The following is a 13,699-nucleotide window of genomic DNA, read 5'->3' as shown; positions in this document are numbered from 1 at the left end:
GCTATATTGTAAAATAAAAGAAAAATATAAGGAATGGTTTTATGGAATTTACGGAAGTGGAAATTATCCTATATGGAGCGGCAGTACTCTGCCCAAGCTGTGTGAATCTGCCATCCTCAAAGGAAACCTTTGAATGGCTGGAAGCAGCGATTGCGAGAAAATTCCCGGAGCAGCCTGTTAAAATGACCTATGTAGATATTTTTCAGCCGCCTGAAGATAGCGATAAATCGCAATTTGCCCAGAGGGTTATTGAAGAGGATATGTTTTATCCGGTTGTGGTGATAAAGGATAAAGTGGTTGGCGAGGGTAACCCTCGTCTTAAAACGATTTTTTCTGAATTGGAAAAGTACGGGTACAAGGCGATATAAGAAGGAAAGAGGCTGTCTCGAAAGACAGCCTCTGATCTTAATACAAAGTCTTAACACTCCTCAGGTGTTCCAGCTGCTGTTGCGGTACGGAAAGATGAACCACAGCCGCAAGACGCAATCGCGTTAGGGTTATCAATCGTAAACCCGCCGCCCATCATCGATTGCTTGTAATCGATTTTCGTTCCATTTAAGATTGGTGCACTCTCTTTATCGACAAGAACCTTTATGCCAAATTGTTCAAATTGATGGTCATCTTCTTTAACTTCGTGCTCAAAACCCATGCCGTAAGATAAGCCGCTGCAGCCGCCGCCTTTTACACTGACTCGCAAAAAAGCGCCTTCCTCTTCATTATGCTTCATCATATCTTTAATTTGCAGTGATGCTGCTTCTGTTAAAATAACGATATCTTTGCTCAAAAATGACCCCTCCTTAAAGATTTGAGGCTTATAAACTTAGTATATACACTAGATGAAAACTACTCAACTAATACGATTACTAGTAACAGGATATGCTGCCATTATAAAAAAGGGAGCGGCAAACCCCCTTTATATTTAGAACATAGGATTTTCTTCGAGATACTGATAAATATTATCCACCAAATCTTCAGGGGTTTTACCCGTAACAACTTCTCCATTCACAAGCGCATAGAGAGTGGATGCGCATTTACCACAATAGCCGAGACATCCATATTCAATGATATCCAAATTTGGATCTCTTTCTAATATTTCTAGTGCTTTCTGTGCCCCACTAGCAAGATTACTGACACAAAATTCAATGATCGGCTTAATCATTACCTTCACCTCTCCACAACTTCTAATCCTACCGCTTTTAGGCTGCTTCGTCAATTATCACGTTCTTGGCAAACCTGTCAAGATGTATTTTAAATGTGTTGTTATTTAGCCATATTTTCGTTATACTCATATTTGTGTGTTAAATGGACGGAATATCTATTTCAATAAAATCCCACTCGTAATTTCAATTGAAATACTGTCTTTCTGAACAAAATAAAAAAATAGAAAATCTATAGTACAGTTATGACAAAGGGGAAATAAGCATGAAAAAATTAGTCATTCTTGGAGGCGGTTATGGGGGCATGAAGATTCTCTCCGAACTTCTTCCCAATAACCTGCCGGAGGACGTGACCATCACACTTGTGGATCGTGTTCCTTACCATTGTTTAAAAACAGAATACTATGCTTTAGCTGCTGGGACGATTTCAGATAAAGAAATACGCGTTTCCTTTCCAGAGCATCCTAAACTTGAGGTAGTTTTTGGGGAAGTCATCGGGATTGACAGAGAAGAAAAAAATGTCCTGTTAAAAGACGCTCAGCCAATAAGCTATGATGACCTCGTTATCGGATTGGGCTGTGAAGATAAATACCATGGTGTGCCGGGTGCTGATCAATATACCTATAGCATTCAAAGTATAGGTAAATCAAGGGAAACCTATTCTGTCTTGAATAATTTACCTCCTGGTTCAGTCGTTGGGATTGTTGGGGCAGGCCTATCTGGAGTGGAGCTTGCCAGCGAATTAAGCGAAAGCCGCGATGATTTGCAAATAAAATTATTTGACCGCGGGAAGCATATTCTCTCTGCATTCCCTGACAGGTTGAGCAAATATGTAGAGAACTGGTTTGTAAAGCATAACGTTGAAATCATTAATAATTCTAATATCACCAAAGTAGAGGAAAACACCCTTTATAACCATGACAAGTCCATTTCTTGTGATGTTATTGTATGGACAGCAGGGATCCAGGCGAATAAAGTTATCCGTGAAATGGAAGGGGAAAAGGATAGCTCGGGACGAATGGTGTTAACTCCGCAGCACTTTTTGCCTCATGATGAGCATGTTTTTGTTCTCGGTGATTGTGCAAGCCTGCCGCATGCACCAAGTGCACAGCTAGCAGAAGGACAGGCCGAACAGATTGTCGAAGTTTTAAAAAAGCGCTGGAATGGCGAAGAACTGCCAGATTCTTTCCCGCCTATCAAATTAAAGGGAGTTCTTGGTTCATTAGGGAAAAAGCATGGCTTTGCGATGCTAGCAGATCGGCCTTTAACCGGCCGCGTTGCCCGTCTGCTAAAATCAGGTGTACTGTGGATGTACAAATTTCATAACGGATAGTACTAAAAAGGCGTCCTAATTTGGACGCCTTTCGTATTAGTTAATAATTATTTATCAAACATGGAAGAACTATGAAGTGGTTGGATTTTTGCTTTAGGGTCCATGTATGCCTTCGCATTATTTACGGCAGTAGGGGCTTCACCGAAACCGCAGGCAATTAATTTTACTTTTCCATCATAGGTGCAGATATCTCCGGCAGCGTAAATTCCAGGGATATTGGTTTCCATCTTGGAATTTACCTTAATGGAGTTCTTTTCAATTTCGAGGCCCCATTCTTTAATAGGTCCGAGGGAGGAAACGAAGCCATAGTTGCAAATAACGGCGTCAACGTCAACGGTTTCTTTTGTTTCTCCGTTTACGGTTTCAAGAACGACCTGTTTAATGCCAGTTTCATCACCGATTAATTCTGCAGGAACATATGGCGTTTTCACATCTACTTTGGAATTCATCAAGTTTTCTACGCTGTGTTCATGGGCGCGAAACTTGTCACGGCGGTGAACAATCGTTACTTTTTCGGCAATTGGCTCAAGCATTAGTGCCCAGTCGACCGCAGAGTCACCGCCGCCAAATACCACAACCTTTTGTCCGGCAAATTGATTCAAATCATCGATAAAGTAATAAAGGTTTTTTCCATCATACTGAGCAGCGCTTTCGAGCTCCAAACGACGAGGCTGGAATGCACCATTTCCAGCAGTGATAATAACGGTTTTAGAATAGTGGATCTCTTTGTTTGTTGTTAATTTAAAGGTTCCATCATCCTGCTTTTCAAGCTTTTCCACAGATTGCTCCAGAGCAACTGTAGGCTCAAACTTGGCCATTTGCTCCTTTAAGTTATTTATTAACTCCTGTGCACGGACTTTTGGGAATCCGGCAACATCATAAATATATTTTTCCGGATAAAGCGCAGATAATTGACCGCCCAACTGAGGCAAGCTTTCAATAATTCTAACGGATGCTTGTCTCATTCCCCCATAAAAGGCAGTAAAAAGACCAACGGGGCCTCCTCCAATGATGGTAATATCATAAACCTTTTGCTCTTGCACTCCGTATCCCCCCAACTAGTAGTTACGATTCCACTCATATCATAACATAAAATATGTAAATCCTCATATCTTTGTTGAGAAAATTATGACAATGAATAATAATTTGTGAAAATTTATACTATTTTTGCGATAAATATATTCGATAAATTGCTTGAATTTCGGATAGAAGTAGCATATGATGTATTGTGGATATATTGTTAAGATTTTGTGACAAAACAGGTACAATTTTTTATGAAATGTCTTGCTCTGTTTTTCACAAAATAGCATTTGTTTGGATTCCCAAACTTTATGTTTGCTAGGTTCTTTATTTTTATCCTCGTTCGTGAATTATATCACATACATTTTCCAGTGAACCAAAATAATAATCGACAAAGCTGTGGAAGATAAGAAAAAGAGGATTTATTAAAATATTTTATAAGGGTGGAAGTGATTGCGTTGAGAAAGCCTAAAATTGTTATTCTCGGAGCGGGCTACGGCGGACTGATGACGACTGTACGCTTGCAAAAGCACCTTGGTGTTAACGAAGCGGATATTGTCTTAGTGAACAAAAATGATTACCACTATGAAACCACTTGGCTGCATGAGGCTTCAGCCGGTACATTGCACCACGACAAGGTTCGTTATGATATTCGCGATGTCATTGATCGCAGCAAGGTTGACTTTGTTCAAAGTACCGTTGTTGAGATTAAGAAGGATGAAAAGAAAGTTATTTTAGAGAACGGCGAAGTGGAATATGATTATCTTGTGATTGCACTTGGCGGAGAGCCTGAAACCTTCGGCATTAAAGGCTTGAAGGAATATGCTTTCGGTATTACGAATGTAAATTCCTCCCGTTTGCTTCGTGAGCATATGGAATATCAATTTGCCACTTACAATATGGAAGAGGAAAAGGATGATACACGCTTGACAATTGTTGTCGGCGGCGCTGGTTTCACAGGAATCGAGTTTCTTGGAGAATTGACCAATCGTGTTCCGGAATTATGTCATGAATACGATGTGGATCAGCATAAAGTGAAAATTATCTGTGTTGAAGCTGCACCAACTGTACTGCCTGGATTTGATCCTGAATTAGTAAAGTATGCTGTATCACAATTGGAGCGTAAGGGTGTTGAATTCTTAATCGGAACGGCAATTAAGGAGTGCACGCCTGAAGGGATTTTTGTTGCAAAAGGTGAAGATGAGCCTCGTGAAATCAAAGCAGGTACTGTTGTTTGGGCGGCCGGTGTCCGCGGAAACTCCGTTATCGAAAAGTCCGGTTTTGAAGCAATGAGAGGGCGTGTCAAAGTTCAGCCTGATTTAAGAGTTCCTGGTTTCAATGATGTCTTCATTCTTGGCGACAGCTCGCTGGTTATTAATGAAGAAATCAACCGCCCATATCCGCCGACTGCGCAGATAGCGATGCAGCAGGGTGAAGTGTGTGCGCGTAATATTGCTGCACTTGTACGCAATAAGCAGGACCTTGAAGAGTTCAAGTTTGATAATAAAGGTACTGTCTGCTCTCTTGGTGAGGATGACGCAATTGGAGTTGTTTTTGGTAAGAAAATAACAGGGGCAAGTGCTTCTTTCATGAAGAAAGTAGTCGATAACCGTTCTCTTTACATGATTGGCGGAGCTGGTCTTGTATTGAAAAAAGGTAAATTTAATATCTTTTAATAAATCTCCGTAACAAAAAAAGGACAGGGCAGCCTGTCCTTTTTTGGCTAATAAGAAAGTATAAATTCAACTACGCCTCTGTCTTCGTCCTGTCGGACTAGCCAATCGGCGAGTTTCCATTTATTAGAATAGTTTTAAAAGCTACAGATAGGGGGAAAATTATGAGCAGTCGGGAAAAACGCGGGAAGGTCTGGCTGGCTGTTTCCGGATTAGTTCAATCCGATGCGGGGGAATGGCTGGTAGTTAAAAAAAGGTATGGTGGGTTAAAAGGCAAGTGGTCCCTCCCTGCAGGCTTTGTGGAAGAAGGTGAGACGGCAGATGAAGCCGTGCTTCGAGAGGTGAAGGAAGAAACGGGAATTGCTTGTACGGTTAAAGGACTGATTGGGCTACGTACGGGTGTTATTAAAAGTGAAATTAGTGATAACATGCTGGTGTTTTTACTAGAACCAGCCGGGAAAATGGAGATTACCCATCAGGAATATGAATTGTACGAAGCTAGATTTATGGCGCCGGAAGAACTGCTTAAGGAAAAGGAAGCATCGATTCTTTTAGAGTATCTGATTGAGCGAAAGGATTTACTTGAGAAGCCTGTTATCGACGGCGTAAATCCTGGTGACCAGTTTGGCTATACCGCTTATAAATTATTTTTTTAATTTTTTGAAAATTTACGTCACACTTAGAAAATGAAAGAAAACATTAGGTGTATCCGTTTTCTTCTGTCCAAATTGCTTGAATTTCGCTCTTTCTTTTTATTTAAATACTTGGTATATTATCAGAAAATTAAGTTAATGGGAAAGGGATGTTTATAATGACAGTTCAAAGTGTTGACACAAAAACCTGTGATTATTGTTCCGGAAACGGCTATTTTCAATTAGTTCTTGGCGGATCCGAAACCTGCGCAAGCTGCGGCGGCACTGGCAAGAAAGTTGAAAAATAACCGTTCCTCGGAAAAAAGGCAAACCCAGTTCTTCGAAGACTCGAAGGGCTATTTTTTTGCGTTAAAATGCTGTTAATATTGACTCCCACATGGACATTGAGTACACTATATGTTGATGCAAAGGGGGAGTTTCAATGCAGATGAGCATTGTTGTCTTGATTATTTCAATTTTACTGTTTTTTGTGTTGTTTTTTGGAATTGGCTTTATTCTGAATATGCTTTTAAGAATGTCGTGGATTATGGCTGTCATTTATCCGTTTGTCGCCATTTTTATCATAGATAAAGTCTCATTTTTTGAATATTTCACCAATAGCAAAGCAGCTTTTTTAGACTTAGGGCACAGACTTGGCTCCTTAGCAACTGCGGATGTCCTTATTTTATCTAGTGGTCTGGCAGGGGCAATTACCGCAGGTCTTACCATCAAATTCTTACGAAAAAATGGATATCAAATGTTTTAGACCTTCTCTAATATGAAGGTCTTTTTTAATATAAAATTTAATTGGTAATTTTTTTCACTTCTTTTTTGAATAATTCATTCCTACTTGGGAATGAATATTTTGGGAGGAGTGAAAAAGAGAATGAATAAAATGAAAAATTGGACGAAACGATTTGCTATGATTATTTTGTTCTTTTTGGCATTATTCGCGACGTTCCAATCTATTTCAGGTTTACCTGTGCAGACTCTGTTTTTTCATCTAGTTAAAGCAGTTTCGGTAAGCGAGGCAGTTACCGCGCCTGCCCAAACACTGGAGAATTCCATCGATTGGTCACAATACCCTAAACATACCGTGACAGCAACCGGCTATACGGCAGGGGCAGAATCCACCGGGAAAAATCAGGGCCACCCCGAATATGGAATCACTTATTCTGGTGTTAAAGTAAAACGTGATTTGTTTTCCACCATTGCAGCCGACCTAACTGTTTTTCCAATTGGAACCGTCCTTTTTATTCCGGGGTATGGGTATGGAGTGGTCGCTGATAAAGGCGGCGCTATTAAGGGAAATCGTTTGGACCTTTATTATGAAACTGTTGAGGATGTTTACAGCCATTGGGGCAAGAAAACGGTCGATGTATATATTGTTCAAAAAGGAAATGGCAAACTGACAGAGGAACAGCTGCAAGCATTAAATGAAGATAAATCCCTGCAGGTCTTCAGGCAGCAATATACAAGCTCAGAAAAAAAATAACAGGCCCTGTGCCTGTTTTTGTTTTTTAATGGAATTCTTAATGCCTATCTAATAGAATTGAATAAAAAGGTTTAATGGCAGGTGGTTTCATGGATTATCCAATCGAGTATTATGAGTTTTTTGTCAGTTTTAATGAAGGGGATTATTATACTTGCCACGACCTGCTCGAGGAAATGTGGCTGATTGATCGGGATAATCTTTTTTTAAAAGGATTATTGCAAATGAGTGTGGCCATTTATCACTATGAGTACGGAAATGTGAAGGGAGCCAGGCCTATGATGGCGACAGCCCACCGCTACCTGCAGGCATACCGTCCCAAGTTTTGGGGGCTGGACTTGGAAAAAGTCTATCCATTTATTGAACAATGCTTGGCTCTATTTCCTCAAGACATAGACAGTGTCCCGTTTGAACAGGTAGGGGAATTGCCAAAGCTGCCACAGTTGTTTTTGTATTTGGAGGATGTTTAGAGTATCGAAATAAATTGCCTGATTCGGTATAATGGATTCGAATCAAAAAGCGGAGGTCGATTAAAATGTTTGATGTAAAAAAAGAATTCGATTTATCAGCAGAGCATGAAAGCTTAGTTATAGGTCTATTGGATAAACCGGAGAAGTTTTCCGGACTGCTGGCCAACTTGGATGAGGCTTTTGATGGGCAGTTGACAGAACTCGTCAAAACAGGGGATATCTCGGCAAAGCTAAATAAAATTAACAAAGTACATAGCTTCGGCAAAATCGGTTCCAAGCGGCTTTGGATTGTCGGTCTTGGCAAAGAAAAGGAACTATCCTTTGATAAATTGCGGAAGGCTTTTGGACGTCTGTTCAAAGAGTTAAAGGCGGGCAAGCAGACAGAAGCGTCCGTATATTTGGATTCTTTCATAAGCGAAAAGGTAGATGGACCGGATGCTGCTCATGCGCTAAGTGAGGCATATGCTCTAGCCACTTATCAGTTCGATGGCTATAAGCAAAAATCAAATGAACCTGAGAAGAAGCTTGAACAGCTAACAATTTGTTGTAACAGTGTTGATGAGGGGGAAATATTAGCCTCATTAACGGTTGGATATGCCTTTGGCAAGGGAACCAATTCAGCCCGCAAGCTCGTTAACACTCCAGGTAATATGCTGACTGCTACTGATATGGCTGATTATGCTGTAGAACTCGCTAAGAAGTACGATTTTGAGGCAGAAATCCTCGATAAAGCTGATATTGAAAAATTGGGTATGGGGGCTTTCCTCGCTGTCAATAAAGGGTCTGTAGAGCCGCCGAAAATGATTGTTTTAAAATATCAAGGTAAAGAAGAATGGAAGGATGTCATCGGCCTTGTTGGAAAAGGGATCACTTTTGATACCGGAGGCTACTCCATTAAAACGAAAGCAGGCATCGTTGGAATGAAATCTGACATGGGCGGTGCAGCCGCTGTTCTTGGTGCCATGGAAATTATCGGCGAACTTAGACCAGAGCAGAATGTTGTGGCTGTTATCCCATCAACGGACAATATGATTAGCGGAAATGCCTTTAAGCCGGATGATGTAATTACTTCTATGAGCGGGAAAACAATTGAAGTTTTAAATACAGATGCGGAAGGCCGGCTCGTCCTTGCTGATGCGGTAACCTATGCAAAGCATCATGGAGCCGAGTACTTGGTGGATGTTGCTACCCTGACAGGAGGTGTTATTACTGCCCTTGGTTTAAACACCACAGGCGCTATGACAAATCATGAGACGTTATATGAGCAGGTATTGGAAGCCTCGATGGAAGCAGGCGAGCAGATGTGGCAGCTGCCTCTGTTTGAAAGTGAAAAGGAACGGGTCAGGAACAGTAAAGTGGCTGACCTTAACAATTCTCCAGGCAGCGAAGGTCATGCCATTGTTGCCGGAGCGTTTATCGGCGAATTTGCTGAAAATACACCCTGGGTTCATTTGGACATTGCTGGGACAGCGACGACATCAAAATCTCATGACCTTGGCCCTGCCGGGGCAACAGGCGTCATGACCAGAACGCTCGCCCTTTTTGTTGAACGCTTTGAGCCTATTGAAAAATAGGAAAGGGGCTTGCCATAGACTAAGCCCGCCCACTCCAAACCAGTTATCCTTGCATATGAAATAGTATAGGCAAGTATAAAGGAAAAGGAGGAAAGGCCTTTATGTACCCATATTATCGAAGTCCATACCCGGTCCAGGATCAAAGGTTTATTGGAGGATGGGGATGGGGCTTGCCGTTGGCTATTGGCGGGCTTAGTTTTTTAGGAGGTTTGATTGGCGGTGGATTAGGGGCTTCTTGGGCTGTTAGACCGCCGTTCTATGGTGGTTTTGGATACCCTGGCATTGGCTATCCGGGCATTGGATACCCTGGCATTGGCTACCCTGGTTTTGGTGCACCTTATTATTAATATTTGAAAAAACAGCTCTGTGCGGGCTGTTTTTTCTTTTAAAAAAATATAAAGGAAATTGTTCAAAAAACGAGAATAGGTTAATGTGGACCAAATACATATCGGAGGGAAAATACATGATAGAAAATACATTATTACAAGCACTTGGAATTGAAGTCACCCACCTTGAAAAGGGAAAAGTTATTGCTACTATGCCGGTTGATGAACGCACTCGCCAGCCATTTGGAATTTTGCACGGCGGGGCATCGGTTGCTTTGGCGGAAACAGTGGCAAGTGTCGGTGCCTATGAGTTAGTTGACCAGGAGACTGAGGTTGTCGCTGGACTTGAAATTAATGCTAATCATGTCCGCTCCAAACATGAGGGAGTGGTTACGGCTGTCGGAACTGTCCTGCACCAAGGGAGAACGACACAGGTTTGGGATATTAAACTTACCGATGAACAGGACCGCCTCATTTGTGTATCAAGATGCACGATGGCCGTCATTAAAAAGAAATAGCCATAAGTGGGGATGGGAGATATTTTCCGTCCTTTTTTACTATATTGTACAAAAATTTAAAAAATTTACTTCAAATTCATGCTATAATGTAAGAAATGAGCACAATTTTTTGTACAGGTATCGCTATATAATGTAATAAGACGACTTAAATGGAAAGGTGGGTGAAAGTGATGAAGGCAGCGCGGCAGCATTTGTTTATTGATTTTGAATTTACAATGCCTGAACGGAATGTTCGAGTGAAGGACTTTTTTGCGGAAATTATTGAGGTTGGAATTGTTGCGGTAGTGGACGATCATATTACGGAGCAGTTTTCCTCTTTTGTTACACCGCTTAAATTTCCAAGATTAACCGAACGCTGCAAGTCCTTCTTACATATTACGCAGCAGCAAGTGGACACGGGGTTATCCTTTTTTGAGTTTATCCGAAAGCTCGAGGAGTTTAATAAAAATAAATTGGATACCACCATTGTTACATGGGGAAATATGGATATGAAGGTACTTCGCCAGAATTGTTTAGCGGCAGGCGTTGTGTTTCCATTCCATGCTGCAGAATTAGATTTATCGATGGAGTATAAACGATTCTTCGGTGACCAAAATCAAACCGGTCTTTGGAAAGCGGTCCAGGAATATGGGAAGGAAGGTACAGGCAGGCACCATCGAGCCCTGGATGATGCGTTGACTACCTATAATATATTCAAGTTGGTAGAAAAGGATAAACGTTATTTAGAGAAGCCAAAACCAACGACCATTGGTGATCGAATTGATTTTTCAAAGTTCTTAAATGAATTTGCATAAAAGGCCAAATCACTTTAATGGATTTGGCCTTTACTATTACTTAAAATAATCCTTTTCAAGGGAATCCAACATGTTCAGGCTCATTTCGGCCCATTTGGTTTGCATCTCCTCCAGTTCGTTTCTCATTTTTCCACATGCTTCCTTCAGTGATGATAAATATTCAGGTACGTCCCCTTCGAATGGTTTGACCATTTGTTTCGGAATATTCGCCTGTTCCCGATGTGCCAGTGCCCGTCTTTCATGAAAAATCATAACATCAGCATCCTTAGGATTATGTAAATCCCCTTGCATAGGGTGCTTGGCAACCGCCAAAACCCTAACCAAATAGGCTTGTGGTCTTACATCCGTGATTTCCCCGATATACTTTCCAGTCTTATAAATCCCCGTTACAATCGTTCCTAATTCTAATTCCGACACAATAAAACACTCCTAACTCTAAAATTCATTCTTTTGCTTCTTCCATTTTATTACGAAAAATAATAAATTAAAAACATGATGCAAAAAATTATAATCTCGTTTAAAGCGAGAGAATGGAGGGAAGCTAGTATGAGAAGGAATCTACATATCTTTATTTCTTTTATAATCATGGTTGTTCTATTGGCCGCATGTGGGACGAGCAGTAAGCCGGAAGAAAGTAAATCGGACACTGCCGCGACAAAAACTGAACAGAAGAAAGGAGAGCAGCAAGTGGGAAATACAGTTTATCCACAGCTTACAACAGAAGTAGCTGATAATGAACGGCTCGTGGAAATGGAAACTTCAATGGGGAATATCAAAATCAAATTATTTCCGGAGCAGGCTCCAAAAGCAGTCGAAAATTTTGTAAAACATAGCGAGGCTGGTTATTATGACGGCCTGATTTTTCACAGAGTCATTAAGGACTTCATGATTCAAGGCGGAGACCCGAACGGGAATGGGACAGGCGGCCAAAGTATTTGGGGTAAGCCGTTTGAGGATGAGTTCTCGAAAAACCTGTTTAACTTGCGCGGGGCGTTGTCAATGGCAAACGCAGGTGTCAATACGAATGGAAGCCAGTTTTTTATCGTTCAAAGTACTAAGCTTGATCCATCGATGAAGTCGCAAATGGAAAAGGCCGGTTATCCGAAAGAAATAATCGAGGCATATGCAGAGAATGGCGGGACTCCATGGCTAGACTTTAAGCACACTGTTTTTGGCCAAGTGGTCGAGGGAATGGATATCGTTGACAAAATTTCCGATTCAAAGGTTGATGCAAAGGACAAGCCTGAAACAGATGTTGTGATTAAGCATATCAAGGTCCTAAAATAGGAGAATAAAAAATTGGTCTGAAACATCATTTATTGTATAATTAAGCTTTAAACAGGTCTCTGTAGAAAGGGAGATTAATATGTTTCAGCCATTTATTCTATCCTTGTTTTTATACTTCCCGGAAGATAAATCAGAATATATCCCAGCTGTCATCAGCTTTGCGATTTTCTTTGTGGCAGCCATACTTACGTTTCGCTTTATCATAAAAATTTCAAAGCGGGAAGCGCTGAAGGCAAAAGAATTAGAGAAACAGCTTGAACAAAATAGCACTTCACAAAAGAACAGCTAAAATAGGCTGTTCTTTTTCTTTTTGGCACAGCGGGAATAGGACAATATTCGATTGTTCATACTAATCGCAAATTGTCTATTGTGGGGGGATCCATAAATATGAAAAAACTTTGCCTGTTCATTCCGCTCCTGTTTCTGTCGGGATGTATGGAAAAGACGATTACAAAGGTGAATGTGGAAATGTATAATGCTTCAGGAGATTCGCTTGGAACGCTTGAATTGGCTGAGCAGTCAAGCGGGGTGAAATTGACTGGAAGCCTAAAGGGCCTGACGCCGGGTGTACATGCTATTCATATCCATGAAAAAGGCACATGCAAAGCACCTGATTTTAAATCGGCAGGGAACCATTTTAACCCGGAAAGCAAAGAACATGGCCTCCTTCATCCCAAAGGTGCCCATGCCGGCGATTTGCCGAATTTAATTGTTGAGGATGACGGATCTGCGAAAGTAGACCTGATGGCCCCGAATGCGACGCTAAAGGATGGGAAGAAATCCTTGTTCACAAAGGAAGGTACCTCCATTGTCGTAACCCAGAAAAAAGATGATGGTATGACGCAGCCGGCAGGCAATTCCGGAAAAAGAGTGGCCTGCGGGGAGGTTTCCAATAATAAACAGAAACCGGGCCAAAAGAAAGCTCAGGATGAAAAACGATAACAATGGTTGTAATGTCCATTTCTCCTAAAACTAAAAAGATGCAAATCGGGGCTGTCATCATCCAATGAAGGAAGCCCTTTTTTCAAAGAATAGGTATCTATCTACGCTTATCCCACTAGTTGTACATACACTACCATGAAATAGTTTAGGAGGGATAAAGGATGAGCAAAAGACAAATGGGCGGATTTCCAGGTCAGTTTGGACCAATGGGGTCTCCGCAAATGACAGGATTTCCACAAATGGGCGGTTTTCCACAGCAAGGATTCCCACAAATGGGCGGCTATCCACAAATGGGCGGTTTTCCACAGCAATACCCGCATATGATGGGCGGTTACCATGGCTATCCGCAAATGGGCGGTTACCATGGCTATCCACAAATGGGCGGTGTTCCACAGCAAGGATTCCCACAAATGGGCGGTGTTCCACAGCAAGGATTCCCGCAAATGGGCGGTTTTCCACAGATGACCACTCCTACTGGCCC

General features: G+C 41.5%; 19 protein-coding genes and 1 pseudogene. 16 read left to right on the top strand and 4 right to left on the bottom strand.

Annotation, left to right across the window (positions count from 1 at the left end; genetic code table 11):
• Window positions 1-41: 41 nt before the first annotated feature.
• Entirely contained in the window at window positions 42-368 is a 327-nt protein-coding gene (locus KHB02_RS22230; RefSeq protein ID WP_213144348.1) for a YuzD family protein, read from the top strand.
• 50 nt (window positions 369-418) lie between these two features.
• Here the strand turns inward: KHB02_RS22230 and KHB02_RS22225 are convergent, their stop codons facing one another.
• Window positions 419-784 (bottom strand): HesB/IscA family protein, encoded by a 366-nt coding sequence (locus KHB02_RS22225; RefSeq protein ID WP_213117857.1) that lies wholly within the window; start codon window positions 782-784, stop codon window positions 419-421.
• A 135-nt stretch (window positions 785-919) separates the two neighbouring features.
• Window positions 920-1,159 (bottom strand): YuzB family protein, encoded by a 240-nt coding sequence (locus KHB02_RS22220; RefSeq protein ID WP_213144349.1) that lies wholly within the window; start codon window positions 1,157-1,159, stop codon window positions 920-922.
• 263 nt (window positions 1,160-1,422) lie between these two features.
• On the opposite strand from KHB02_RS22220, the gene KHB02_RS22215 reads away from it, so the two are divergent.
• A complete protein-coding gene (locus tag KHB02_RS22215) occupies window positions 1,423-2,490 on the top strand; it encodes an NAD(P)/FAD-dependent oxidoreductase (RefSeq protein ID WP_213144350.1) in 1,068 nt (355 codons plus the stop codon).
• A gap of 47 nt (window positions 2,491-2,537) precedes the next feature.
• On the opposite strand, the gene KHB02_RS22210 is transcribed toward KHB02_RS22215, so the two are convergent.
• The gene (locus KHB02_RS22210; protein WP_213144351.1) at window positions 2,538-3,533 is read right to left on the bottom strand and encodes an NAD(P)/FAD-dependent oxidoreductase; all 996 of its coding nucleotides are present in this window, start codon (window positions 3,531-3,533) and stop codon (window positions 2,538-2,540) included.
• Window positions 3,534-3,968: 435 nt separating this feature from the next.
• Between KHB02_RS22210 and KHB02_RS22205 the strand changes: the two genes are divergently transcribed.
• From KHB02_RS22205 to kapD, 10 genes are all read left to right on the top strand, one after another.
• Window positions 3,969-5,186, top strand: coding sequence for an NAD(P)/FAD-dependent oxidoreductase (locus tag KHB02_RS22205; protein WP_213144352.1), 1,218 nt, complete (start codon window positions 3,969-3,971; stop codon window positions 5,184-5,186).
• Window positions 5,187-5,347: 161 nt separating this feature from the next.
• Window positions 5,348-5,839, top strand: coding sequence for an NUDIX domain-containing protein (locus KHB02_RS22200; protein ID WP_213144353.1), 492 nt, complete (start codon window positions 5,348-5,350; stop codon window positions 5,837-5,839).
• 155 nt (window positions 5,840-5,994) lie between these two features.
• The gene (locus KHB02_RS22195; protein WP_213144354.1) at window positions 5,995-6,123 is read left to right on the top strand and encodes a YuiA family protein; all 129 of its coding nucleotides are present in this window, start codon (window positions 5,995-5,997) and stop codon (window positions 6,121-6,123) included.
• Between the two features lie 134 nt (window positions 6,124-6,257).
• Window positions 6,258-6,581: a YuiB family protein gene (locus tag KHB02_RS22190; RefSeq protein WP_213144355.1), complete on the top strand. Its 324-nt coding sequence runs from the start codon at window positions 6,258-6,260 to the stop codon at window positions 6,579-6,581.
• 120 nt (window positions 6,582-6,701) lie between these two features.
• Window positions 6,702-7,310, top strand: coding sequence for a 3D domain-containing protein (locus KHB02_RS22185; RefSeq protein ID WP_213144356.1), 609 nt, complete (start codon window positions 6,702-6,704; stop codon window positions 7,308-7,310).
• Between the two features lie 89 nt (window positions 7,311-7,399).
• Window positions 7,400-7,777 (top strand): DUF309 domain-containing protein, encoded by a 378-nt coding sequence (locus KHB02_RS22180; protein WP_213117866.1) that lies wholly within the window; start codon window positions 7,400-7,402, stop codon window positions 7,775-7,777.
• Between the two features lie 65 nt (window positions 7,778-7,842).
• Window positions 7,843-9,351, top strand: a complete 1,509-nt coding sequence (locus KHB02_RS22175) for a leucyl aminopeptidase (protein WP_213144357.1) — start codon at window positions 7,843-7,845, stop codon at window positions 9,349-9,351.
• Between the two features lie 101 nt (window positions 9,352-9,452).
• Window positions 9,453-9,698, top strand: a complete 246-nt coding sequence (locus KHB02_RS22170) for a hypothetical protein (protein WP_241114017.1) — start codon at window positions 9,453-9,455, stop codon at window positions 9,696-9,698.
• Window positions 9,699-9,814: 116 nt separating this feature from the next.
• Entirely contained in the window at window positions 9,815-10,195 is a 381-nt protein-coding gene (locus KHB02_RS22165; RefSeq protein WP_213144358.1) for a hotdog fold thioesterase, read from the top strand.
• Between the two features lie 170 nt (window positions 10,196-10,365).
• Window positions 10,366-10,989 carry a 3'-5' exonuclease KapD gene (kapD, locus tag KHB02_RS22160; RefSeq protein ID WP_213144505.1) on the top strand — a complete coding sequence of 208 codons (624 nt, stop codon included), beginning with the start codon at window positions 10,366-10,368 and terminating at the stop codon, window positions 10,987-10,989.
• Window positions 10,990-11,025: 36 nt separating this feature from the next.
• Here kapD and kapB read toward each other — a convergent pair whose 3' ends face one another.
• A complete protein-coding gene (gene kapB / locus KHB02_RS22155; protein ID WP_213144359.1) occupies window positions 11,026-11,406 on the bottom strand; it encodes a kinase-associated lipoprotein KapB in 381 nt (126 codons plus the stop codon).
• 129 nt (window positions 11,407-11,535) lie between these two features.
• Between kapB and KHB02_RS22150 the strand changes: the two genes are divergently transcribed.
• The 4 genes and pseudogenes from KHB02_RS22150 to KHB02_RS22135 all read left to right on the top strand — a co-directional run.
• The gene (locus KHB02_RS22150; RefSeq protein WP_213144360.1) at window positions 11,536-12,276 is read left to right on the top strand and encodes a peptidylprolyl isomerase; all 741 of its coding nucleotides are present in this window, start codon (window positions 11,536-11,538) and stop codon (window positions 12,274-12,276) included.
• Between the two features lie 79 nt (window positions 12,277-12,355).
• Window positions 12,356-12,565, top strand: a complete 210-nt coding sequence (locus tag KHB02_RS22145; protein WP_213144361.1) for a hypothetical protein — start codon at window positions 12,356-12,358, stop codon at window positions 12,563-12,565.
• A gap of 98 nt (window positions 12,566-12,663) precedes the next feature.
• Window positions 12,664-13,218, top strand: coding sequence for a superoxide dismutase family protein (locus tag KHB02_RS22140; RefSeq protein ID WP_213144362.1), 555 nt, complete (start codon window positions 12,664-12,666; stop codon window positions 13,216-13,218).
• Window positions 13,219-13,379: 161 nt separating this feature from the next.
• Window positions 13,380-13,699 (top strand): annotated as a pseudogene (locus tag KHB02_RS22135) (hypothetical protein); the annotation flags it as partial.

It is taken from the genome of Neobacillus citreus (assembly GCF_018343545.2).
Lineage (GTDB): Bacteria > Bacillota > Bacilli > Bacillales > Cytobacillaceae > Neobacillus > Neobacillus citreus.
This window is presented reverse-complemented; position numbering and strand designations above follow the sequence as displayed.